Consider the following 21,662-nt stretch of genomic DNA (forward strand, 5'->3'; position numbering starts at 1 on the left):
CCATGGAAATGCAACGATGAGCCTAAAGATGCGTAAGAAGGTGGCTCCGCCGCCTGGCGGCTGCCCCATGTCGAAATGTATGGCCTTGCTCAGTGGCCTCTGGACGCCTGAACTCGTCTGGTGTCTGAGTAATGGGCCACGCCGATTTTCGGAATTGCGGCGCGACAATCCGACGATCACTGCTAAGGTACTAACCGGGAGACTGCGCGATCTGGAAGCGCGAGGCGTGCTCGAACGCAATGTCCTGGCGACTTCGCCGCCGTCTGTGGAGTACGGGTTGACGTCGCTGGGACGAGAGCTCCTGCCGGCGATCACCTCCATCGTGGAAGTCGGGTCCCGCCTGTTGCTTCGCGAGACTTCTGGCAAGAGCTCACAACGCGCGAGACCGGAGCACGTCAAGGTTCGCACCACACCGCAGCGTCCATCGCAGCAGAGTGCCGACTTTGACGTCCAGATAGAATAAAGAATGGGTGGAAAAGGCAGATTTTGGTGGGTAAGGCAAAGTCCTTTCAGTATCGAAAGATCCGGCCTCGTCGCTGAGATTCCCTCGATAGACATTCGACGTCTTAGCGCGCTGGGGAAATACCTCGCACGGAAGTCATCCGTTGCGGACACGACCGTATGCGTTCTCAACAACGGAACCTAGGTGTGCGAAATTGCGCGCTTACATTCAATTGAGGCCCGCATCGCCTGCACAGCCCGGCCTTTGTCAACGTGTGAAGATTCAGTACGGTGTAGGCAACCCTACTTGCCGCGTGAAGGGAAGGCTGTTACGCGAGAGATTGAGGCCTACTAGTCAACGCGGTGGCGAGGGCGGCCACAAACGCATCGATAGCGTCCTCATCCAGCGCAGCGGTCGTAACGCGAAACCCCGGCGCGCTCTCCAGCGTAAAACCGGCACCAGTACGGATGCGCCAGCCGCTGCTGAGCAGGCTCTGCGCGACAGAAGCCTCGTCCGAGCACGGCACCCAGATATTGAAGCCGGCGGTGCCGACTGTCTCAATACCGATGTCACGCAGTGCCCTCTGCATATAGGTATAGCGATGACGATAGATTCGCCCCGCATCCCGAACTAGCGACAGAATGGCCGGCTGTTGCAGCAAGCCACCGACGAGTCGTTGTAGCAGCAAACTGACCCAACCCATCGCATATGCCTGTGCGCGCGAAATCCGCGCCACAGTCAACGCATCACCTGCGGCGATCGCGACCCGCATGTCCGGCCCCAAAAACTTCGACACTGAACGCGTCACGAGCCAGCGCTTGGCGTTTGCCGCGAGGATGTTGCGGTAAGGCGCCAACTGCAGCAAGCTTGAGTGGTCATCATCGATAAACAGAGCGTGCTCTGCGTTGGCGACGATTGCAGCCAGTTGGCTCGCTCGCTCGGCAGAGGTGCAGATACCCGTAGGATTCTGGGCTCGAGTACTCAAGATTACTGCCTTGCAACCGGCCTTGATGGCCGCCTGCAACGCTTCTGGACGCACGCCGTGGGCGTCCAGAGCCATCGGCACGGGCTTCAAGCCTATGGATCGTGCGAGGCCAACCGTGGTTGCGTATGCAGGGTCTTCCATGGCGACCGCATCGCCCGGAGACAGGCAAACTCGCAGCACGATATCAAGCACCGCCATTGTGCCGCTTCCCACGAACAGCGCATCTGCTGGGATGCCGTCTGCTTCAAACGATTGTCGTGCCCACTCCATAAGCGGTACCGCTTCATTCGAATCCCCATACAGCATCGGATCGGTGGAGATCTTTTGGAGTTGGGCTCGCACCATCAGCGCGCTGGGCAACAACGAACGATCGGGATTGCCTCCATGGACGGGAATGACACCATCGTGCGTCTGCGTCCAACCGGTGACCGCTTCTGAGGTGATAGGGCCGCCAACTACAGAACCATTACGCCCCGAACTGAAGATCAGCCCCGCGTTCTGCAGCATGCGGTACGCCGAGGCCACTGTGTTCTTGTTGACCTGCCAGCGCTCGGCTGCGTCTCTTACCGTCGGCAATGCATCGCCGGCGCGCAGCTCTCCGCGCACGATCCGATCTTCCAGGCTTCTGAAAATCTCCGCTGCTTTCATGGGAATGATCTGTCCTGCCGGTTTGTCCCGATCTCTCTAACACGTAAAAGTATAGCTCTGGTAAGCCCCGCCGGTTGCCGAGCAGCCTCATACAAGGGGAAACACTTATATGGTCTCTTGGCTCAAGCGACTATTGTACTAGTACAACATTATTTCGATCCTGACCTTGACCTGCCAAAGGGAGAAACCATGAATCTCACCGATGACGCTGGTGTTGCCGCGCTTAACGAGTTCGAGATAGAAGCCGCACGCCACCGCCGCATGCTGACATTCCTATTCACGGCCTTCGCACTGTTTTACTTCGGTCTGTTGGTCGCCGCCGCCTACTTCCCGTCGCTGTGCGCAATTCGGCTGGTCGGCCGCATCAACGTAGGCATGCTCTTCGTTGTTTCGCAATACCTGTTCGGCTGCCTCGTCGCGTGGATTTATGTCGCACGCATGCGTAGGACCGACACTGTCATGCACTCCATTCTTTTTTGAGTTGTGAGGCCATCACCATGAACTTTCGCTATCGACCAACACGTGCGTGCGCGCGAACACTTGCGCTGGCCTCGTTGGCTGCTTTTGGGTGTTTCTCACAAAGCGCACACGCTGCCGCCGCCGGCGCGGTAGCGCCTCAATATCGCTGGCTAGCGTTTGCCGCCTTCGCCTCCATGATCGTGCTGACCCTCGTCGTCACTTACTTCTCGGCGCGCAGGGGGCAGTCGGCCGCTGAGTTTTACACCGCCGGCGGTGGAATCAGCGGCATGAAGAACGGCTTCGCTATTGCAGGGGACTATCTTTCAGCGGCTGCATTCCTAGGCGTCTCCGGCCTTATCGCGATCTACGGATTTGACGGCATGCTGTATGTGGCCGGCTTCTTCATCGCGTTCATTCCCATCCTCCTGCTAATAGCCGAGCCCTGCCGAAACCTAGGCCGTTACACGTTCGGTGACGTGCTTGCTTGCCGCAACGGATTCCGGGCCTCCAAGCTCGTCGCTGCGGTGTCCAGCGTGATCGTGTCGGTGTGCTATCTGATTCCGCAGATCGTCGGCGGCGCCGTGCTGGTACGCGCCCTTATCGGTATCGAATATGAGGTCTCCGTTATTGCCACAGGGGCGCTCATGATGGTCTATGTGGTGTTCGGTGGTATGCGTGCCACAACGTGGGTACAGATCATCAAGGCAGTGTTGCTTATCACCACATGCTTCGTCATGGTGGTGCTGTCGTGGTCGCCGTTCGGTTTCTCGGCAAACGCGCTGTTCGACGCACTGACACAGAGCACCGACATGCAGGCGCATGTCGCGCAGCTGACCGGGTCGACCACGGATGTGCAACGCTTCTTCGAGCCAGGGCTGTATCTTAAGAATCCCGTCGAGCAGATTTCCCTTGGACTTGCACTCATTCTCGGCACTGCGGGCATGCCACACATCCTGATGCGCTTCTTCACAGTACCGGACGCGCGCGCCGCGCGCTCCTCGGTTCTATGGGGCATGCTGCTGATCGGCGGCTGCCATTTGTTGATTATTGCCATAGGCTTTGCCGCGGCATATTACGTAGGCGCAGTGTCAATTACCGCACTCGACAAAGGGGGCAACCTTGCGGCGCCGCTGCTGGCGCAGATGCTCGCGGGCGGCGCGAACACGGCGATGGGCAACCTAGCCATGGCTATGGTAGCGGCGATCGCATTCGCAACGATTGTCGCGGTTGTGGCGGGGCTGACGCTTGCGGCATCTTCTGCGCTCGCCCACGACGTGTACGTCGGCGCGATCAAGGGTGGAACCGCAACGCCGCGTGAACAACTTGTCGCAGCCAAGCTGGCTGCCATTGGCGTGGGTATGATTAGCATCTGCATTGGGCTGCTGGCCAAAGGGCAGAACGTGGCGCAGTTGGTTAGTCTTGCGCTCGCGGTAGCAGCGTCCGCGAACCTTCCCGCACTGCTCCTCACTCTGTACTGGAAGCGCTGCAACACTATCGGAGTCGTGCTCGGCGTACTCGGTGGCACTATCTGCGCGATCGGATTGGTTCTGGTATCACCGAATATGTCATACCCTGTACTTCAGCAGAAGGAGGTCCAGCGTACGCTCGTTATGGCTGAGACCGAACTAGCGACGCTCTCGGGCCTGCGCGACCGGGCTCCTGCTGACGACGTCAGGATGGCCACTACGCGCAAAACTATTGACGAGGCACGCACGCGCCTAGAAGCGCTTCGCGCAGGGTCACAGACTAGCATCGTCGGCCTGTCGGCGCCGCTGATCAATTTGCGTAACCCTGGGCTGATCTCAATTCCGTTCGGATTCTTGTTAGTCATATTGGGCAGTTTTGCCACTTCCGCGGAAACGGATCCGCGTGTCTGGCAGCAACTGCGGTTGCGTCGCTACACCGGCCGTGGACGGTCGGAGGCGACGTCACACTGAAAGTGCCGAAGCAACGAAAACAAAAAGGGCCGCTAGATACAGCGGCCCTTTTTTCACGAGTAGGCACATCATGCCTCAGCTGAAAGCCCTTCTTGGTAGGCCTTCGCTGTTGCAAGACGTTGTGCGGTAATGGGCTCGGCTCGCTGCTTTACGGCTTCCAGTATGGACGCTGGTGCGGTCCGTGGCGAACCGGCGTTGAACGGGGGCTTGGGATCGTAGTTCATGTACAACTGCAGTTCTTGCGCTACGGTTTCACCACGCAGCAGCGAGACCATAATGAGCGAGCCGTCGATTCCAGACGTTACGCCGCCGGCGCTCACGTACTTACCGTCGATGACGATACGGTCTTCGCTTGGGGTTGCACCGAAGAACGGTAGGGCGTCCATAGCGGTCCAGTGCGTGGTCGCGCGTCTGCCTTGCAGCAGCCCCGCCGCGCCGCATAGCAAGGCGCCAGTGCACACGGAATAAACGTAACGGGCCGAGGCCGCTTGCCGGCGTATGAAACCGAGCACTTCCTCGTCAGACATCAACGCTTCCTGGCCGTAGCCGCCAGGCACAAGCAAGACGTCGAGTTGCGGGGCTTCGTCGAACGTCGTATCGGCGAGCAGTTGCATTCCGGCCATGTCCCGAACGGGCTGCTTGTCTTTCCAAAGCGTCATGAAGGTTGAATTGGGCACGCGCGCGAGTGCTTCAAACGGGCCGGTGAAGTCGCATTGGTCCATTTTCGGGAAAATGATGCCGCCGATCTTCAAATGAACGTCGTTCGGAATTGGGGTCATGATGTATCCAAAGAGTCGCAATATTAATGAACTATCTCAAACAATGTTTGAACTAAGACAATAGACTCTCCAAATACCGAAGTCAACCGCCGGCGGGCGATAAAAGCGCGGTGAAGGCGCGCGCTTCGTCGGCGCGGGCCAACTGCGCTTTTGAGGACCTTGTCAATACAGCGAAGTGCCGCCTGCAGCCTGGATAGCCGATAGTCCGCGATATGAGAGCAAAACTCTCCCCCTGCGGGACGTACCATGGAGATCGGTAGGCATCCGAAGTAGAACAGCGAGGCTTAATGGTCGCGATCGGCAGCGTAGCGCGGACCCCGCACCCGATCGCACCTGACTTGGCCCGTCGGCCAAAAGCCCACCCGCAAAAATTCTTAGCTCAGTGTGATGAGACGTACTGTGCGTTGGCGAACGCTGCCGGGAGGGAGAAGCCTTCACGCATGCGCTTCGTCTCCGCTGCCGGCGTCAATTTAAACAATCTCTTGAATTCCCTGCTGAACTGGGACGGACTCGTGTAGCCGACGGCATGACTTGCCGCCTCTGCTGTAACGCCCTCGCGCACCATCAATAGGCGAGCCTGATGCAGACGCGTAGTCTTAACGTATTGCATCGGCGACACCTGAGTGATTGCCTTAAAGTGGCTGTGGAACGTCGGAACACTCATTCCTGCCTCCTCGGCCAGCTGCGCTACGTCGAGGGGTTGGGTATAAGCGGTATGGATAAGGCGTAATGCCCTGCCTATCTTGCCAAACTGGCCTCGCATGGCCAGTGCCTCGCGCATCGAAGCTCCTTGAGCACCAGTCAGTACTCGGAAATAGATTTCACGAAGCAGGCTGGGCCCCAACACAGCTGCCTCAAGCGGTCGATGCATCGTTTCGAGAAAGCGCAGTACGGAAGCATGCATCGCTCCATCCATCGGTGTCGACATCATGCTGTTAGGTACCTGCGCTTGCTCGTTTCCACCCTCCCGATCTATAAGAACTAACAGTTCAGCTGCAACTGTGAAATCGAGGTGGAGGTAGAGAGCTAGCAAAGGGTGCTCTGGCGTAGCGTCGGTTTCCATGCTGAACGGCACGGGTACGGATACAGCCAAATAGTGATGCTCGTCGTATAGGTAAAGCTGGTCGCCGAAGTAACCTCGCTTGCTCCCCTGGCAGACGATTACGATGCCCGGATCGTATAGAACCGGCGTACGAGCTAACGCGCGGTTCGAGCGCAGAATGCGTACGCTTGGCATTGCAGTGAGGTTATAGCCCTCCTCCGGAGCCAAGACTCTGAGCAAGTTAACCATCCGTTGTTTGCTTCTAGACGATAGGGCGGAGCCAAAGGCTGAGTTCCGATCCAGATTCATAGCTTTAGGCAAGAAAAATACGGAAACGTGAATTAGCGGAATCAAGTCGTCAGACTAGCATGCACTCTCCCTTCAACCTCTAGGAGAGTCTCCAGTGGCATCCAAGAAGATCCTGCTTATCACCGGCGTCAGCAGCGGATTTGGCCGGGCACTTGCGCAAGAGGCCGTCGCAGCCGGCCACACAGTGGTAGGCACTGTCAGAAGTCAGGAAGCAAAGCGTGATTTCGAGTCGCAGTTTGGGCATGCGGCCTTCGGGCGGATACTCGACGTAACCGAATTTGGGACAATCAATAGCGTGGTCGCGGAAGTGGAAGCGAACGTAGGCGCCATCGACGTCCTGGTCAACAACGCCGGCTACGGACAGGAAGGCGTTATGGAGGAGTCGCCTTTGTCAGAGATGCGACGGCAGTTTGACGTAAACGTCTTCGGTGCTGTCGCAATGATGAAGGCCGTACTGCCATATATGCGCAAACGTCGGCGAGGCCGCATCCTTAACATTACTTCCATGGGCGGATACATCACCATGCCGGGAATTGCTTACTACTGTGGCAGCAAGTTTGCGCTTGAGGGCATCTCTGAGGTGGTGGGCAAAGAGGTCAAATCTTTGGGCATCGCCGTGACCGCCGTCGCGCCAGGCTCATTCCGCACTGATTGGGCAGGCCGCTCGATGACACGTACGCCCCGCTCGATATCCGACTACGACGCAATCTTCGATCCAGTTCGCAAAGCACGCGCCGAGAAAAGTGGCAAGCAATTGGGAGATCCCGCAAAAGCAGCACGCGCAATGTTAGCAGTCATTACGTCGGATCGTCCGCCTGCACATCTCCTGCTTGGTAGCGACGCACTTGGACTCGTGCGGGAGAAATTGTCTGCTCTCGCGGATGAGATTCGTGAGTGGGAAACCTTAACGCTATCGACGGACGGCTGAGAACTCTCTGTGATAAGAAATGAGCCTGCGAACGTGCCTTTTGCTTGAAGTGCGGCAGGCCTCCCTTTCGATAGCCGCTGACGCAACGACTCCAAACTGTGAGCGTCGCCACTCAATGAGATATCCGCATGAGACGTGCGGCAGATTCCTCTGGCGCTCGTACAAAACGCTATTCCGCCGACAAGCTGCGTGGCAACTGTGAAAACCCAAGCTCACGCTTGTCGACCCCGTTACGAAGCTCGTGGATGTATTGACGCGGCGCGAAACCCATGACTCTCTTGAAAGCGGCACCGAAAGCGCTCTCCGATTCGTAACCGAGAGCTGGCGCAAGGGCAGATATTTTTTCACGGCCCTTGGCCAAGCGGTCGGCCGCTATCAGCATGCGCCAAAGGGTGAGGTATTCGAGTGCTGGCATCCCCACCCTTGCTTTGAAGTGAGCAGCAAAGCTGGACCGCGACATGCCGGCCTCCTTCGCCAGGCTGTCCAGCGTCCAACGTTTTCCGGGCTCAGAATGCATCGCACTTAAGACGGCATTCATTCGGTTATCAGCCAACGCAAGCAGCCAGCCCGGCCCTGCTGTTGAACCTTGTACGAGATGCAACCTGAGGGCTTCGACAAGCAATGTCTGCGCAACATGCTCAGCGATCAATGCGCTCCCTGGAGCAGGCTCCCGCAATTCGCGCATGAGCCGCTCGATAGACGTTCGCAATGTCGCTTTATCAGTCTCGCTGGTGAAGTGGAGTACCGGCCGTGAATACCAAGAGATCCAGGCCACCAAGCACCGCTACCAGGGCGCCGATCTCGCGGACGATCCGGCGCACGTAGAGCGCAAGCGCTGCCTGCGCACGCGGGTTGTCGGCCTCGCGCGGAATCAGGTCGCGCGGGTCGGAAGACAGCCCTGACACGCCAAGCAGACCCGATTCGTGATACAGCACGTGCCCGACCTGTGCTGGGGAAAGATGCTCCGTCTCCATCATGTAGAGCACTGCCCCCGGATCGAGCGAGCCACATCGCGTCCCCATCATCAGGCCTTCGAGCGCGGAAAACCCCATCGTAGTGGCCACGCTCTTCAGCCCGTGCATTGCACACAGGCTGGCGCCGCTGCCCAGGTGCGCGACGATGGTTCGCCCGCGGGCGATGTCGCCATGCCGTTCGGGCAAGGCCATCGACATGTACTCGTACGACAGCCCATGAAAGCCATAACGCCGCAGGCCACGCTCCCATGCACTGTAAGGCAACGGCAGCATCGTCTCGACCTGTGGCAGCGTGTTGTGGAACGCGGTATCGAAGCAAGCAACTTGCGGCACGTCGGGCAAGCCCGACAGAAGCGCCTCGATGGCTTCCAATGCAAACGGCTGATGCAGCGGCGCCAGCGGAATGTAGCTGCGCAGATCGGAAAGCACCTCCGCGTTCACGCGTACCGGCGCAAAGTACTTGGCGCCGCCATGCACCACCCGATGGGCCACGGCCTTCAGCCGGCGGCCTTCCAGCCTTTGCTCGACACGCTGGCGAATGTGCATGAGCGCGGCGTGATACGGCTGTACACCGTCAAGCTCCAGCGCCTGTGTCGGCGCGCCAGCCTCTGTCGCCGTGGGGTGTTCAGTGCCGATCCCCTCCACTTTGCCGTTCCACATGGGCGCAAGCGGCAACGGGTCCAAGGTGGCATCGAACAACGCAAACTTGATGCTCGATGAGCCGCAATTCAGTACGACGATGCAATCGTTCATGGCGGCAAGCTGCGGTAGCGGTGAGCCAGCAAGGTGGCAAGCGCGCACGACGCGATGCGCGATTCACGCGAGTCGGCACGGCTGGTCAACACAATGGGCACGCGGGCGCCGAGCACAATGCCCGCGCTGGCAGCCCCGCCAAGGTATTCCAACTGTTTGGCGAGCATGTTGCCGCTTTCCAGATCGGGCACCACCAGCACATCGGCCTGCCCTGCCACTTCCGAGACGATGCCCTTGATGCGCGCGGCAGCGGCAGATACCGCGTTATCGAAAGCCAGTGGCCCGTCCAGCACACCGCCTTCAATCTGGCCGCGGTCCGCCATCTTGCACAGTGCGGCCGCATCGAGCGTGGCCGGCATGCGCGGGTTCACGGTCTCGACCGCCGCAAGGATCGCCACCCGGGGGCGTTCCACGCCAATCGCATGGGCCAGATCGATGGCGTTGCGGACGATGTCCGCCTTCTGATCGAGGGTCGGCGCGATGTTGATGGCGGCGTCCGTCACGATAAACGGCCGCGGATACACGGGCGACTGCATCAGGAAACAATGGCTGATCCGGCGCTTCGTACGCAGCCCCGCTTCGTCGCGCACGACCGCTGCCATCAATTCATCGGTATGCAGGCTGCCCTTCATGAGCGCCTCTGCCCTGCCCTGCGTGACAAGCTCCACCGCGCGGGTGGCAGCGGCGCTGCTGTGCGGCACGTCTTCAATCTCTATGCCACGGAGGTCAAGGCCGGCATCGGCGGCTACGCGCATCAGCTTGGCGTATGGCGCGACGAGGCAAGGCACGATCAGGCCTTCAGCGTGCGCGTCCATCACGGCTGTCAGGCTCAGCGCATCGCACGGATGGACGATGGCCATGCGGACTGCACCAAGAGGTCGCACATGGTCGAGCAGCCGGTGCATACCGTCACTGCCGGTGGTGATACGCACATCCGGCAGTGTGGTGCGCGGACGCTCGATCCGCTCGGTGGGCGCGATGACCTCGGCCTCGCCCGTGATGGCCACCGTGCCGCTGTCGTTTGTACACGTGCATGCCAGCGTGACCCGCTTTCTTTCGTCCTCTTTGCTGACCACCGTCACGCGGATGGTCAACGTGTCGCCCACGCGCACCGGTGCAAGGAATTGCAGGGTCTGCCCAAGGTAGATCGTTCCCGGGCCGGGCAAACGGGTCCCGAGCAAGGCGGAAATGAGTGCTCCGCCCAGCATGCCGTGGGCGATCACGCCGTGAAAGCGCGTGGATGCGGCAAATTCGGGGTCGAGGTGCTGCGGGTTGACGTCCCCGGACAGCACGGCAAAGAGCTGGATGTCCTCCGCCGTGAGGGTGCGCAGGATGGCCGCAGTGTCGCCAACGGCAATTTCGTCAAAGGTGCGATTGCGCACCACGCTAAGGTCGCTGCCCGGCAGCAGCGCCGGCGGTGCAGGCAAATGATCGGGGCCCATGTGCGCTCGTCAGGAAGTTTTGCGGAGTTGACCGTTGCCCTTGCCGGAGGCACGCAAAAGGGTCGGGTTCGACTGCTCGCTTGCGGAACGCGGCAATGCATCGCCCGGCAAGCCCCACGTCGACAGCATCCCCTGCAGCGCCGTGTGGATCGGCATGGCATTGCCGGCCGTGCTCAGCGCCCGGACGGAAGCCTGCTGCCATTCCAGCATGACGCGTTGGTAATCCGCCACGAAGCTCGACTGGTTCGAGATGGCGGTCTGCAGCACCCCTTGCAGCACATCCATGGCCCGCTGGCTGCTCTGCCAGAATGCGTTGGGTAGCAGCGCAGCAAACGCGTTCCAATCCTCGACGCTTTGCAGGTCGGCCAGCGCAGACTCCGTGCGGGCAACGTCTGCGGCCAGTAGCTCGGCGCCGAGTTCATACCAGCGCTGCCGCGTTGCCTTGAGCAGACCCAACGTCTGCAGTCCGAATGCAATCTGCGCCTTTTGAAGCGCGAGAGGAACGTTGGCGGGTGTATCCATGTTGGGCTCCTTAAGCCATCTGGCTGATGGTTTGGCGAAAGCGTGTCAATGATGCGAGAAACAGCACGGTGCCGATTACGCAGATGGCCAGACATTGAGGCCACACCACCAGTCCCATCGACCAGACCTTGGACCAGATCCCCGCGTTGTTTCTCCACACGCATCTATTTCTCCAGCACGTAGGTGCCGGGCGCGTCGGCCAGTGGCGGCAATCCTGGAACGCCCATCTTCGGCGGTTTGACCAGCGCGGAGCCCGATGCATGTGCAACGAGCCATGCGTGCCACGCCGGCCACCACGAACCGTCGGTGGCGGGCGCCGATGCCAGCCAGTCATCCGGCCCCGCCGATGTCTCGCCTGTGTGGCGTGTCTGCATCTGGAACCTTCGATGCGAGTTGGTGGGCGGGCTGACGATGCCGGCGTTATGACCGCCGCTGGTCAACACGAACGTCAGCTCCGCCTCGGTCAGGTGATGCAGCTTGTAGACGGAGCGCCAGGGCGCCACGTGGTCGGTCAGCGTGCCCACCACGAAGATGGGCAAATCGATCTCGTTGAGTGCCACCGGCTTGCCGTTGACGGGATAGTGGCCCTCGCTCAGGTCGTCGTTCAGGAAAAGATGCCGCAGGTACTGGCTGTGCATGCGCGCGGGCATGCGCGTGGCGTCGGCGTTCCAGGCCATCAGATCGTTCATGGGTGCGCGGTCGCCCAGCAAGTATTCGCCCACCAGGCGCGACCACAGCAAGTCGTATGAGCGCAGCATCTGGAAAGCCCCGGCCATCTGGCTGGCGCGCAGATAGCCGGTCTGCTCCATCTGCGCTTCAAGCAGGCTGACCTGTGCCTCGTCGATGAACAGGCCCAGTTCGCCCGGCTCGCAAAAGTCAGTCTGCGCGGCAAAGAGCGTCATGGACGCCAGCCGTGCATCGCCATCGCGTGCCATGGCAGCCGCAGCGATGGCCAATAACGTGCCCCCCAGGCAGTAGCCGGCGGCGTGGACGCGCTGGCCCGGCACGATGGCATTGACGGCATCGAGCGCGGCAAAGACGCCGAGCTTGAGGTAGTCATCCATGTCGAGGGCGCGATCCGCCTCGTCGGGGTTCTTCCAGGAGATGCAGAACACGGTATGGCCCTGCTCGACCAGATAGCGGATCAGCGAGTTCTGCGGCGACAGATCCAGGATGTAGTACTTCATGATCCAGGCCGGCACGATCAGGATGGGCTCGGCCTGGACCTTGCCCGTAGCCGGTGCGTACTGGATCAACTCGATCAGGCGGTTGCGCAAGACCACCTTGCCGGGCGTGATGGCCACATCGCGGCCCACCATAAAGCGTTCGGTACCGGCAGCCGGCGCACCGCTCATGGAGCGCTCCAGATCGTCAAGCGCATTGAGCGCGCCGCGCACAAGGTTGGTGCCGTGCTGCTCAAAGGTCCGGCGCAGGACAATGGGGTTGGTTGCCAATTGGTTGCCCGGCGACATCATGTCGAGCCATTGACGCGCAGCAAAGGCGACCACGTCCTCATGGTGCTTGGCGACACCCCACACGCCGCGCGTGGCGGCCTCCCACCATTGTTCTGTCAATAGGAAGGACTGGTGCAGCACGTTGAACGGCCACAGGCGCCACTCGTCGGCCGCGAAACGACGGTCGCGGGCCGGCGGCTGGACGCAAAGACACGCGTTCTGAGGGCCGGACGCCATGCAGTTCCGGATGTAACCCTCGAGTTGTTGGGCCTGCGTTAGCGCCAATCGCCATAGATCCAGCCGCTTGCCCGGTGAGCCGGCCAGATGCAGCGCCCAATCGAACAGGGCCAGTTGCATTGATGCAATCGAAAGCGAATTGGACGCGCGGGCAAGCGCCGCGTGAAATGGTAGGTCGATCTGCTCTGCAGTCGGCGAAGACGGCACGGGGGCGGTGCGCATGGTCGGGGCGTCAAACGATTGCGAAATATGCAATCCATTAGATGCCAGGGGCTACGGCCCGGACTTGATGCACCTCAAACTGGGACAAGAGGGCCGACTCTAGGTGGTTTCACAGAAACGACATCTGCGGTTGCCTGCCAGTCGTCGCAGTGGCGGTGGCGACGGAGTTCCGCGGTTGGGAGTGGACATGAGCGCGCTGCTTTCATATCGCGCCGATGCCGCTCGGTTCGGGCTGGAACCGCGGATTCCAAGAGGCCCGGTCAACGGGCCACCGGCCTAAATGGGTGTGTTAGAGTCCGGCGGGGAAAACGCGGCGGACTGCAACATCGGGCCCAGATTTCCATCGCGCTCCAGGTTGTGCCCGCGAATCTGTCGCAACCACAGGATGCATTGAGCGCAACGCGCCGACTCCATCAGACGAGATGCAATCTCCACTGCTCGGGCCAAAATAGGCCCAGGGCAGTGCAAACTCCTGCAAATGGCGCGGCAAAGCCATTTGTGGTTGAGGTACCCATCTGGATTCATATCGGTGCACTCGCAGCCCCTGACTACCACCTCGTCATCGAGGCGCAACACAACATCCATTTAGAGAAAACCGTGTTCATTTGCATCAACCAGAGCTGCGGCACGCAGTGGCAGCTTTCCGACGTCGTGATCAAAGACGAGGGCCAAGGGCCGCTGTTCCGCTGTGCGCTGTGCGGCGCACGCAACTATGTCGAACGCTTCGAAGCTGCCGACGGCACCGTCGTCTACGAACAACTCGAAGGCAAGCCGTACAAGTGACCCAGCGCAACAACATGACCCTCGAACCGACCGCCACGCCCTTCAGCACCTTAGCGCTCGCCCCGGCTGTGCTCGCGAACCTTGCGCAGCTCGGCTATACCGACATGACGTCGATCCAGGCCGCAAGCCTGCCGATCGCCCTTGCCGGCCACGATCTGATCGCGCAGGCAAAAACGGGCAGCGGCAAAACCGCTGCGTTTGCGCTGGCCCTGCTCGCACGGCTCGACGCGCGCAGCTTCGACGTGCAGGCGATGGTGCTGTGCCCTACGCGCGAACTTGCCGATCAGGTGGCGCAGGAGATCCGCCGCCTGGCCCGTGCCGAAGAAAACGTGAAGGTGCTGACGCTGTGCGGCGGCACACCGATGCGCCCGCAGGCCGCAAGCCTGGAGCACGGCGCCCACGTCATCGTCGGCACGCCGGGCCGCATCATGGACCATCTGGAGCGCGGCAATCTCGCGCTCGGTGCACTGAAGACGCTGGTGCTGGACGAAGCAGACCGCATGCTCGACATGGGCTTCTTCGACGACATCGCAACAGTCGTGCGCCAGTGTCCAGCCGATCGGCAGACGCTGCTGTTCTCGGCGACGTACCCGGAAGGTATTGCAAAGCTGAGCCAGCGGATTCTGCGCAACCCGAAGGAAGTGAAGCTCGAAGAGCGCCACGACGACAGCAAGATCCGCCAGCGCTTCTACGAGGTGACCGACAGCCAGCGGCTGCATGCGGTGGGGCAACTGCTCAAGCACTACCGTCCGGTCAGCACGCTCGCGTTCTGCAACACGAAGCAGCAATGCCGAGACCTGCTCGATGTGTTGCGCGCGCAGGGCATTCACGCGCTTGCGCTGCATGGCGAACTCGAACAGCGTGAGCGCGACCAGGTGTTGATCCAGTTCGCGAACCGCAGTTGCTCAGTGCTGGTTGCGACCGACGTTGCCGCGCGAGGGCTCGATATCGCCCAGCTTGAAGCGGTGATCAACGTTGACGTGACGCCCGATCCCGAAGTGCACGTGCACCGGATTGGCCGCACAGGCCGCGCCGATGAGAACGGCTGGGCATTAAGCCTCGCCAGCATGGACGAGATGGGGCGCGTCGGCAATATCGAGCAGGCGCTCGGCCGCGAGGTCGAATGGCACCAGCTCGACGAGCTGGATACCGGCAATGACGCACCACTACTGCCGCCAATGGAAACGCTGCAGATTCTCGGCGGCCGCAAGGAGAAAATCCGCCCCGGCGATGTGCTCGGCGCACTGACCGGCGATGCGGGTTTTCGCGGCGACCAGATCGGCAAGATCAACGTGACCGAATTCTCGACCTACGTCGCGGTCGAGCGTGGCATCGCACGCGACGCGCTGCGCAAGCTCAACGCCGGCACGGTGAAGGGCAAGAAGGTCAGGGTCCGGCTGATGGAGGAGTGACGCCCTGCCCTGCGCCGCGAGCGGTTGCGGCTCGCAGGGCGCGTGCGACTCAACCCAGCATGGCAGCGGCAATACCCGCAGCCGCACACAACGCCACCACGATCAGCGGTGGCGTTTTCCATTGCGTCAGCAGCAGGAACGCAATCGCCGCGACGGCAACATCGCGCCATGACCGCACGGCGCTCGTCCAGACCGGCGTGTAAAGGGCAAACGCCAGCAACCCAACCACTGCGGCATTCACCCCCGCAAGCAACGCTGCCATGGACGGGCGCGCGCGCAATCCCTGCCAGTAAGGCAGCGCCGCGATGACCAACAGCAAGCCCGGCAGGAAAATACCCACCGTAGCAAGGGCAGCACCGGCCCAGTGATTGAGCCCGGGGCCGATCGTCCAACCGAGGAAAGCGGCGAAGGTGAAGAGCGGCCCCGGCACGGCCTGTGCGGCACCGTAGCCAGCCAAAAAATCGTTCGATGCCACCCAACCGGTCGCGACCGTCTGCTGCTCCAGCAACGGAAGCACGACGTGCCCGCCCCCAAAAACCAATGCACCCGAACGATAGAACGCGTCGAATACCTTCGCGGGCATCCACGGATGAAGATCCGTCAGAACCGGAAGTCCGAACAGCAGCGCGCAGAACAACGCCAGGCTGACGATGCTGGCCACGTGAGACACGCGGAATGCGGCCTCCTGCCCTGCCCTCTGGCTACCGCTGGCCGGAAGGGATGTCCGGCACAACACCAGGCCCAGCGCGGCGCCAAGCGCAATCACGACAAGTTGCGCGTAGACGGTCGTCAACGCGCCAAGCACGGCGATGCTGAGTACCGCGATGCCTGCGCGCTGCCAGTCTGGACAGAGCTTGCGCGCCATGTCCCACACGGCCTGCGCCACCACAGCAACGGCAACCAGCTTCAAACCGTGGATCAGGCCCGCGCCAAACGGGCCGCCGAGGCTCGGCGCGAGCATCGCAAATGCCAGCAGCAACAAGACGGAAGGCAGCGTAAAGCCGCACCACGCCGCCAACCCGCCGCGCCAGCCGGCCCGGAGCAGGCCGACGGAAAACCCGACCTGGCTGCTGGCAGGCCCCGGCAGAAACTGGCACAGCCCGACCAGATCGGTGAATGTTGCGTCGTCCAGCCAACGGCGGCGCTCCACGAACTCGCGGCGGAAGTAGCCGATATGCGCGACAGGGCCGCCGAAGCTCGTGAGGCCCAGCTTGAGAAAGACCGCCAGCACTTCCATGGCAGAGCCCGCTTGATGTGTACGGAACGGTGTGGCGGAAGCGGTCATTGGCGCGGGATATCGACGTTTGAGAAACCCGTATTAGAACATTGCCGCCATGGCTTGGAAGGCAACTAAAGTGGCAGGATAGGCATCGCCGTCACCGCCATTGGACTCTGCCGGGTATCCCATCATGCACTTTGCCCACACCATTGGCGCACAGCGCCATGTGTTCAACGATCTCAAGACGCTGCTGGCCAAGGCCAGCCCGTCGCGTTCGGGCGACTATCTGGCTGGCTTGGCAGCCGCCAGCGAAGGCGAACGCATGGCCGCGCGCACGGCGCTGGCGGATGTGCCGCTGTCGGTGTTTCTCAACGAAGCGCTGGTGCCCTATGAAGACGACGAGGTCACGCGCCTGATTCTTGATCGGCACGACGCGCAGGCCTTCCAGCCGATCGCCTCGCTCACAGTGGGGGAATTCCGCAACTGGCTGCTCCTGCATGAGACCGACAGCCAGACACTGGCAAGCGTCGCGCCCGGCATCACGCCGGAAATGGCCGCCGCGGTCAGCAAGCTGATGCGCAACCAGGATCTGGTCGCCGTGGCGCGCAAGTGCCGCGTGGTCACGCGCTTTCGCAACACCATCGGTTTGCCCGGCCGGTTGTCGGTCCGGCTGCAGCCCAACCACCCGACGGATGACCCCAAAGGCATTGCTGCATCGATCATCGATGGCCTGCTCTATGGCTGCGGCGACGCGACCATCGGCATCAACCCGGCCGGCGACAATCTCGGCGCCATCGTTTCGCTGCTGCAATTGGTTGACGAACTGCGCAATCGCTACGCCATTCCCACGCAGTCTTGCGTACTGACGCACGTGACGAACACGGTGCGCGCCATTGACCAAGGTGCGCCGGTAGACCTGGTGTTCCAGTCGGTGGCGGGCAGCGAACAGGCCAACGCGCGATTCGGCATCAGCCTCGCCTTGCTGGCCGAGGCCCATGACGCCGCGCAGAGCCTGGCGCGCGGCACGGTCGGCAACAACGTGATGTATTTCGAGACCGGCCAGGGCAGCGCGCTGTCGGCCAACGCACACTACGGTGTGGATCAGCAGACCATGGAAGCGCGCGCGTATGCGGTGGCGCGGGCGTTCTCGCCGCTGCTGGTCAATACGGTGGTCGGCTTTATCGGGCCGGAGTATCTGTACGACGGCAAGCAGATCATCCGCGCTGGATTGGAAGACCACTTCTGCGGCAAGCTGATGGGCCTGCCGATGGGCTGCGACGTCTGCTACACCAACCACGCAGAAGCGGACCAGGACGACATGGACACGCTGCTGACGCTCTTTGGCGTGGCGGGCATCCATTTCATCATCGGCGTGCCGGGCGCTGACGACATCATGCTGAACTACCAGAGCACGTCGTTCCATGACGCGCTCTATCTGCGCGACACGCTCGGCCTGCGGCCCGCACCGGAGTTCGAGGCGTGGCTACAAAGCATGGGCATCGTCGATGCTGCCGGCCGCCTGCAAGACGCCACGGCGCGGCAACCGCTGCTGCAGTTGGCTCACGCACTGTGAATTCCGTGGGGAAGCCAGACATGCCGAAACACACCCTCGTCCAGCTGAATCCGTGGGCGCACCTGCGCGCCTTTACCGACGCCCGTATCGCGCTGGGCCGCGCCGGCAACAGCCAGACGACCGACGCCGTGCTGGCGTTTGGCGTGGCGCATGCCCAGGCGCGCGACGCCGTGCACCTGCCGCTCGATAGCGCAGCGGTGGCGACCGCACTGGGCGAAGCGGGCTTCACGGCGGTGACGGCGCACAGCGCGGCAGCCGATCGCGCGGAATACCTGCGCCGTCCCGACCTTGGCCGCCGCCTTGACGAGGCCAGCCGCGCAAGACTTGGCGCGTTGCGGCCAGCGCAGCCGTTCGACGTTGTCTTCGTGATTGCCGATGGGCTCTCCGCATTGGCGGTGCAAAGCCATGCAGTGCCGCTGCTATGCAGCGTGCGTGAGCGTCTGCCGGCCGGATGGTCGATCGGGCCAGTCGCCATCGCCGAGCAGTCCCGGGTTGCGCTGGGGGATGAGATCGGTGCACTGCTGGGCGCGCGGCAGGTGGTGATGCTGATCGGTGAGCGGCCAGGGTTGAGTTCGCCTGACAGCCTAGGCATTTACCTGACCTACGCGCCGCGCGTTGGCCGCTCCGATGCGGAGCGCAATTGCATCTCCAATGTGCGGCCGGCAGGTCTGACCTATGACCAGGCAGCGACCCGGCTGGTGTTCCTGCTCAACGGCGCGCTGGCGCTGGGCCGCAGTGGCGTCGACCTGAAGGATGACACGCCGTCCGTCTCACCGGGTACAGCCCGACTTGCCGAACCTCACAACCCGTGACACACTCCCCCCCGCTGCCCACACCGGCAGCACGCAGGCGCGGCTGACGCACCAACGACAGCTGCAACACGCCGCAGGAGAGACCGGGCTCAACGCACGCACGTGCAACGCCCGGCGCCGATGGAGCAACCACCCCGGAAACTCTCAGGCAAAAGGACTGTGGCGTCGACTGCGAATCTGGAGAGAGGCGTGCACGCGCGCGCCCACCGAAGGGGAAGGCGCCAGCGCTGCTGACGCCCAAGCTCTCAGGTCCCGAGACAGATGGGGTGAGCCGACCGGATCGTCCGGTCATGACATCACTCCATAGGGACCGCCATGACGCACATCGTCATCGTCGGCGCCGGCATATCCGGCGTCACCACTGCTTACACGCTCTCGCAACTCGGTTATCAGGTCACGGTACTCGACCGCCACCTGTATCCGGCCATGGAAACATCGTTCGCCAACGGCGGGCAGCTTTCCGCCAGCAACGCTGAAGTCTGGAACAGCACTGGCACGCTGCTCAAGGGCATCAAATGGATGCTGCGCAACGATGCCCCGCTGCTGCTCAATCCCAAGCCCTCGTGGCACAAATACTCGTGGATCGGCGAGTTCGTGGCCAGCATCGCGCACTACCGCCGCAACACCATCGAAACCACACGCATGGCCATCGAGGCACGCAAGCATCTGTTTGCGATGGCGGAACGCGAGCAGATCGATTTCGACCTGCAGAAGCGCGGCATTCTGCACGTCTATCACGACAAGGCCAGCTTTGCGGCAGCAGGCAAGGCCAACGCCCTGCTCGTCGCCGGCGGCCTTGAGCGCCACGCCGTGAGCCCCGAGGAGATTGCCGCCATTGAGCCGACGCTACGCGGCAACTACTACGGCGGCTACTTCACCGAATCCGACGCCACCGGTGACATCCACAAGTTCACGCGGGGCCTCGCGCAGGCCTGCGAAAGGCGCGGCGTGCGCTTCATGCAAGGCGTGGATGTGCGCGATGTGCAAACCACTGAAGGCGGCGTCCGCCTCCTGCTGCAGACCACGCTGGATGACCGCCTTTCCACCAGTGCGGCGAATGTCGTTCAGGACCTTGCCGCCGATGCGATGGTCGTCTGCGCGGGCGTGGGCAGCCGGCATATCGCGCAACTGGTGGGCGATCGCATCAACGTGTATCCGGTCAAGGGTTATTCGATCACGGTGCACCTGGACGATGAAGCCAGCGTGCAAGGCGCGCCGTGGGTCAGCCTGCTGGATGAGAGCGCGAAGATCGTGACAAGCCGCTTGGGCACTGGCCGGTTCCGAGTGGCCGGCACGGCGGAGTTCAATGGCTACAACCGCGACATCCGCGCCGACCGCATCGAACCCCTGGTGGCCTGGACGCGCCGCAACTTTGCGATTGGCACGTCGCGCGTGGTGCCCTGGGCCGGCTTGCGCCCGATGATGCCGGACATGATGCCGCGCGTCGGCCGTGGCAGGCACGCGCGCGTGTTCTACAACACAGGCCACGGGCACCTCGGCTGGACGCTGTCCGGCGCCACTGCCGCGATGGTGGGCGACGTGATCGCGCGAGATTGCCCGGTGCATTGATCGCAGAAAACGAAAAAGCCCGCCGGGACGCTGGCGGGCTTTTTCATTGCGAGAACGATCCAAGCGATCAGAACTTGTGTCGCACGCCCAGCATCACGCCCAAGCGCGAGTTGTTGCCGTACAGGTTGCCGGAGTTGTTGAACGCGGTGGCGCTGTCCAACGCTACCCAGCTCCCCTGCAGATGCGTGTAGTCCACCTCGGCATACACATCGGTGCGCTTGCTGAAGGCGTAGTCGAGCATGCCGGCGGTGGTCAGGCGCTTGCCGCTGGAATCGAGGTGCTTCATCCAGTCGTACTGCACGGTGCCGATGAAGCTCAGTGCGCCGGAGATCGGCACCTTTGCGCCCACATAGGCGGCCTGGTTCTTGTAGTCGGCCACGTCGAGGCGGCTGTTCGTGTAGCCGAGGTACCACGTGGCAATCGAGGTATCCAGCTTGCCGCCAAAACCCCAGACCGTCTGCTTGCTGGCAAGCGCCGCCGGCACCGCGCCGAAGAACGCCGACGACACATCGCGCGTGACCTGATACACCGCGCCCACTTCAGCCGACCCCATGCTGTAGACGATCGAGCCGGCGCCGGCCGAACTCTTGCTGAAGCTGCCTGCCGCTTCACCAAAGGTCCATGCTCCGGCAAGTTGCAGGCCGCCGAACGACTTGATGTACTTGACCGTGTTGTCGTAGCGCAGGCCGGTGTAGTTGCCGCCCTGATAGCCGACGATGGAGTTGTTGGCGAACGCCATCGCTTCGTACGAAGACAGCACTTCATGCGCCAGCGTGTATTGCCGGCCGAGGTAGAGCTTGCCGTAGTCGCCTTCCAGGCCCACCACCGCGGTGCGTCCGAACAGGCGCCCGCCCTGCTGGCTGCCGCCGGTATCGGGGAAGAAGCCCGATTCCAGGATGAACATGGCCTTGGTGCCGCCACCCAGGTCTTCGGTGCCACGCAGGCCCCAGCGGCTACCGGTCAGCACGCCGTCCATCATCTGCAGATTGCTGTTGCCTGCCGCGTTTTCGTGCGTGCTGTAGCGGATGGTGGTGTCGATCAGCCCGTAGAGCGTGACACCGCCGGTGGTTTGCGCTGCCGCTGGCAGGCTCGTGGCTCCGAGCACCAATGCGGCAATCATTGTCTTGTTCATGGCTCCCTTGTCTCCTCTTTGATGTGATG

Annotated in this window: 19 protein-coding genes and 1 riboswitch; of the genes, 9 read left to right on the forward strand and 10 right to left on the reverse strand. The window is 61.9% G+C overall.

Annotated features, from left to right (window positions below):
- The first annotated feature begins 79 nt into the window (after nt 1–79).
- Complete coding sequence (locus CFE42_RS08810) at nt 80–463, forward strand: helix-turn-helix domain-containing protein (RefSeq protein WP_238563724.1); 384 nt, start codon at nt 80–82, stop codon at nt 461–463.
- Nucleotides 464–770: 307 nt separating this feature from the next.
- Here the strand turns inward: CFE42_RS08810 and CFE42_RS08815 are convergent, their stop codons facing one another.
- Complete coding sequence (locus tag CFE42_RS08815) at nt 771–2,075, reverse strand: aminotransferase class I/II-fold pyridoxal phosphate-dependent enzyme (protein ID WP_004627213.1); 1,305 nt, start codon at nt 2,073–2,075, stop codon at nt 771–773.
- 189 nt (nt 2,076–2,264) lie between these two features.
- On the opposite strand from CFE42_RS08815, the gene CFE42_RS08820 reads away from it, so the two are divergent.
- Together CFE42_RS08820 and CFE42_RS08825 are read left to right on the forward strand one after the other, a co-directional pair.
- Nucleotides 2,265–2,555 carry a DUF485 domain-containing protein gene (locus CFE42_RS08820; RefSeq protein WP_004627214.1) on the forward strand — a complete coding sequence of 97 codons (291 nt, stop codon included), beginning with the start codon at nt 2,265–2,267 and terminating at the stop codon, nt 2,553–2,555.
- Between the two features lie 17 nt (nt 2,556–2,572).
- Nucleotides 2,573–4,471, forward strand: coding sequence for a cation acetate symporter (locus CFE42_RS08825; RefSeq protein ID WP_004627217.1), 1,899 nt, complete (start codon nt 2,573–2,575; stop codon nt 4,469–4,471).
- Nucleotides 4,472–4,539: 68 nt separating this feature from the next.
- Here CFE42_RS08825 and CFE42_RS08830 read toward each other — a convergent pair whose 3' ends face one another.
- Both CFE42_RS08830 and CFE42_RS08835 read right to left on the reverse strand, forming a co-directional pair.
- On the reverse strand, nt 4,540–5,250 hold the full coding sequence (locus CFE42_RS08830; protein WP_004627219.1) for a DJ-1/PfpI family protein: 711 nt from the start codon (nt 5,248–5,250) through the stop codon (nt 4,540–4,542).
- A 379-nt stretch (nt 5,251–5,629) separates the two neighbouring features.
- A complete protein-coding gene (locus tag CFE42_RS08835; protein ID WP_193747913.1) occupies nt 5,630–6,541 on the reverse strand; it encodes an AraC family transcriptional regulator in 912 nt (303 codons plus the stop codon).
- A gap of 154 nt (nt 6,542–6,695) precedes the next feature.
- Here CFE42_RS08835 and CFE42_RS08840 point away from each other — a divergent pair, with 154 nt between their 5' ends.
- The gene (locus tag CFE42_RS08840) at nt 6,696–7,529 is read left to right on the forward strand and encodes an oxidoreductase (protein WP_004627223.1); all 834 of its coding nucleotides are present in this window, start codon (nt 6,696–6,698) and stop codon (nt 7,527–7,529) included.
- A 169-nt stretch (nt 7,530–7,698) separates the two neighbouring features.
- On the opposite strand, the gene CFE42_RS08845 is transcribed toward CFE42_RS08840, so the two are convergent.
- The 5 genes from CFE42_RS08845 to CFE42_RS08865 form a co-directional block, all read right to left on the reverse strand.
- On the reverse strand, nt 7,699–8,304 hold the full coding sequence (locus CFE42_RS08845; RefSeq protein ID WP_238563725.1) for an AraC family transcriptional regulator: 606 nt from the start codon (nt 8,302–8,304) through the stop codon (nt 7,699–7,701).
- Nucleotides 8,249–9,256, reverse strand: a complete 1,008-nt coding sequence (locus CFE42_RS08850; protein ID WP_004627227.1) for an acetate/propionate family kinase — start codon at nt 9,254–9,256, stop codon at nt 8,249–8,251. Before CFE42_RS08850 ends, CFE42_RS08845 begins: the two co-directional genes overlap by 56 nt.
- The gene (locus tag CFE42_RS08855) at nt 9,253–10,698 is read right to left on the reverse strand and encodes a bifunctional enoyl-CoA hydratase/phosphate acetyltransferase (RefSeq protein ID WP_004627228.1); all 1,446 of its coding nucleotides are present in this window, start codon (nt 10,696–10,698) and stop codon (nt 9,253–9,255) included. Before CFE42_RS08855 ends, CFE42_RS08850 begins: the two co-directional genes overlap by 4 nt.
- Nucleotides 10,699–10,707: 9 nt before the next feature.
- Nucleotides 10,708–11,220, reverse strand: coding sequence for a hypothetical protein (locus tag CFE42_RS08860; protein WP_004627230.1), 513 nt, complete (start codon nt 11,218–11,220; stop codon nt 10,708–10,710).
- A gap of 164 nt (nt 11,221–11,384) precedes the next feature.
- Nucleotides 11,385–13,133, reverse strand: a complete 1,749-nt coding sequence (locus CFE42_RS08865) for an alpha/beta fold hydrolase (protein WP_004627239.1) — start codon at nt 13,131–13,133, stop codon at nt 11,385–11,387.
- A 597-nt stretch (nt 13,134–13,730) separates the two neighbouring features.
- Between CFE42_RS08865 and CFE42_RS08870 the strand changes: the two genes are divergently transcribed.
- Nucleotides 13,731–13,916, forward strand: a complete 186-nt coding sequence (locus tag CFE42_RS08870; protein ID WP_024542192.1) for a hypothetical protein — start codon at nt 13,731–13,733, stop codon at nt 13,914–13,916.
- 14 nt (nt 13,917–13,930) lie between these two features.
- Nucleotides 13,931–15,328 (forward strand): ATP-dependent RNA helicase DbpA, encoded by a 1,398-nt coding sequence (gene dbpA, locus CFE42_RS08875; protein WP_004627243.1) that lies wholly within the window; start codon nt 13,931–13,933, stop codon nt 15,326–15,328.
- Between the two features lie 49 nt (nt 15,329–15,377).
- On the opposite strand, the gene chrA is transcribed toward dbpA, so the two are convergent.
- Nucleotides 15,378–16,613: a chromate efflux transporter gene (chrA, locus tag CFE42_RS08880; RefSeq protein ID WP_037043580.1), complete on the reverse strand. Its 1,236-nt coding sequence runs from the start codon at nt 16,611–16,613 to the stop codon at nt 15,378–15,380.
- A gap of 124 nt (nt 16,614–16,737) precedes the next feature.
- Between chrA and CFE42_RS08885 the strand changes: the two genes are divergently transcribed.
- From CFE42_RS08885 to CFE42_RS08895, 3 genes are all read left to right on the forward strand, one after another.
- Nucleotides 16,738–18,120, forward strand: coding sequence for an ethanolamine ammonia-lyase subunit EutB (locus tag CFE42_RS08885; RefSeq protein WP_004627247.1), 1,383 nt, complete (start codon nt 16,738–16,740; stop codon nt 18,118–18,120).
- Nucleotides 18,121–18,140: 20 nt separating this feature from the next.
- Nucleotides 18,141–18,932 carry an ethanolamine ammonia-lyase subunit EutC gene (eutC, locus tag CFE42_RS08890; RefSeq protein WP_004627249.1) on the forward strand — a complete coding sequence of 264 codons (792 nt, stop codon included), beginning with the start codon at nt 18,141–18,143 and terminating at the stop codon, nt 18,930–18,932.
- 64 nt (nt 18,933–18,996) lie between these two features.
- Nucleotides 18,997–19,102, forward strand: a riboswitch (glycine riboswitch).
- Nucleotides 19,103–19,247: 145 nt separating this feature from the next.
- Nucleotides 19,248–20,501, forward strand: coding sequence for a D-amino acid dehydrogenase (locus CFE42_RS08895; protein WP_004627251.1), 1,254 nt, complete (start codon nt 19,248–19,250; stop codon nt 20,499–20,501).
- A 67-nt stretch (nt 20,502–20,568) separates the two neighbouring features.
- Here the strand turns inward: CFE42_RS08895 and CFE42_RS08900 are convergent, their stop codons facing one another.
- A complete protein-coding gene (locus tag CFE42_RS08900; RefSeq protein WP_004627253.1) occupies nt 20,569–21,633 on the reverse strand; it encodes a porin in 1,065 nt (354 codons plus the stop codon).
- Nucleotides 21,634–21,662 lie beyond the last annotated feature (29 nt).

Source organism: Ralstonia sp. PBBBR1, from assembly GCF_002256165.1.
Lineage (GTDB): Bacteria > Pseudomonadota > Gammaproteobacteria > Burkholderiales > Burkholderiaceae > Ralstonia > Ralstonia thomasii.

What these genes read in the sequence shown, in the direction of transcription:
- CFE42_RS08810 (WP_238563724.1), top strand. Translation starts at nt 80, where the DNA reads ATGGCCTTGCTCAGTGGCCTCTGGACGCCTGAACTCGTCTGGTGTCTG.
- CFE42_RS08815 (WP_004627213.1), bottom strand. Translation starts at nt 2,075, where the DNA reads ATGAAAGCAGCGGAGATTTTCAGAAGCCTGGAAGATCGGATCGTGCGC.
- CFE42_RS08820 (WP_004627214.1), top strand. Translation starts at nt 2,265, where the DNA reads ATGAATCTCACCGATGACGCTGGTGTTGCCGCGCTTAACGAGTTCGAG.
- CFE42_RS08825 (WP_004627217.1), top strand. Translation starts at nt 2,573, where the DNA reads ATGAACTTTCGCTATCGACCAACACGTGCGTGCGCGCGAACACTTGCG.
- CFE42_RS08830 (WP_004627219.1), bottom strand. Translation starts at nt 5,250, where the DNA reads ATGACCCCAATTCCGAACGACGTTCATTTGAAGATCGGCGGCATCATT.
- CFE42_RS08835 (WP_193747913.1), bottom strand. Translation starts at nt 6,541, where the DNA reads ATGGTTAACTTGCTCAGAGTCTTGGCTCCGGAGGAGGGCTATAACCTC.
- CFE42_RS08850 (WP_004627227.1), bottom strand. Translation starts at nt 9,256, where the DNA reads ATGAACGATTGCATCGTCGTACTGAATTGCGGCTCATCGAGCATCAAG.
- CFE42_RS08855 (WP_004627228.1), bottom strand. Translation starts at nt 10,698, where the DNA reads ATGGGCCCCGATCATTTGCCTGCACCGCCGGCGCTGCTGCCGGGCAGC.
- CFE42_RS08860 (WP_004627230.1), bottom strand. Translation starts at nt 11,220, where the DNA reads ATGGATACACCCGCCAACGTTCCTCTCGCGCTTCAAAAGGCGCAGATT.
- CFE42_RS08865 (WP_004627239.1), bottom strand. Translation starts at nt 13,133, where the DNA reads ATGCGCACCGCCCCCGTGCCGTCTTCGCCGACTGCAGAGCAGATCGAC.
- dbpA (WP_004627243.1), top strand. Translation starts at nt 13,931, where the DNA reads ATGACCCTCGAACCGACCGCCACGCCCTTCAGCACCTTAGCGCTCGCC.
- chrA (WP_037043580.1), bottom strand. Translation starts at nt 16,613, where the DNA reads ATGACCGCTTCCGCCACACCGTTCCGTACACATCAAGCGGGCTCTGCC.
- CFE42_RS08885 (WP_004627247.1), top strand. Translation starts at nt 16,738, where the DNA reads ATGCACTTTGCCCACACCATTGGCGCACAGCGCCATGTGTTCAACGAT.
- eutC (WP_004627249.1), top strand. Translation starts at nt 18,141, where the DNA reads ATGCCGAAACACACCCTCGTCCAGCTGAATCCGTGGGCGCACCTGCGC.
- CFE42_RS08895 (WP_004627251.1), top strand. Translation starts at nt 19,248, where the DNA reads ATGACGCACATCGTCATCGTCGGCGCCGGCATATCCGGCGTCACCACT.
- CFE42_RS08900 (WP_004627253.1), bottom strand. Translation starts at nt 21,633, where the DNA reads ATGAACAAGACAATGATTGCCGCATTGGTGCTCGGAGCCACGAGCCTG.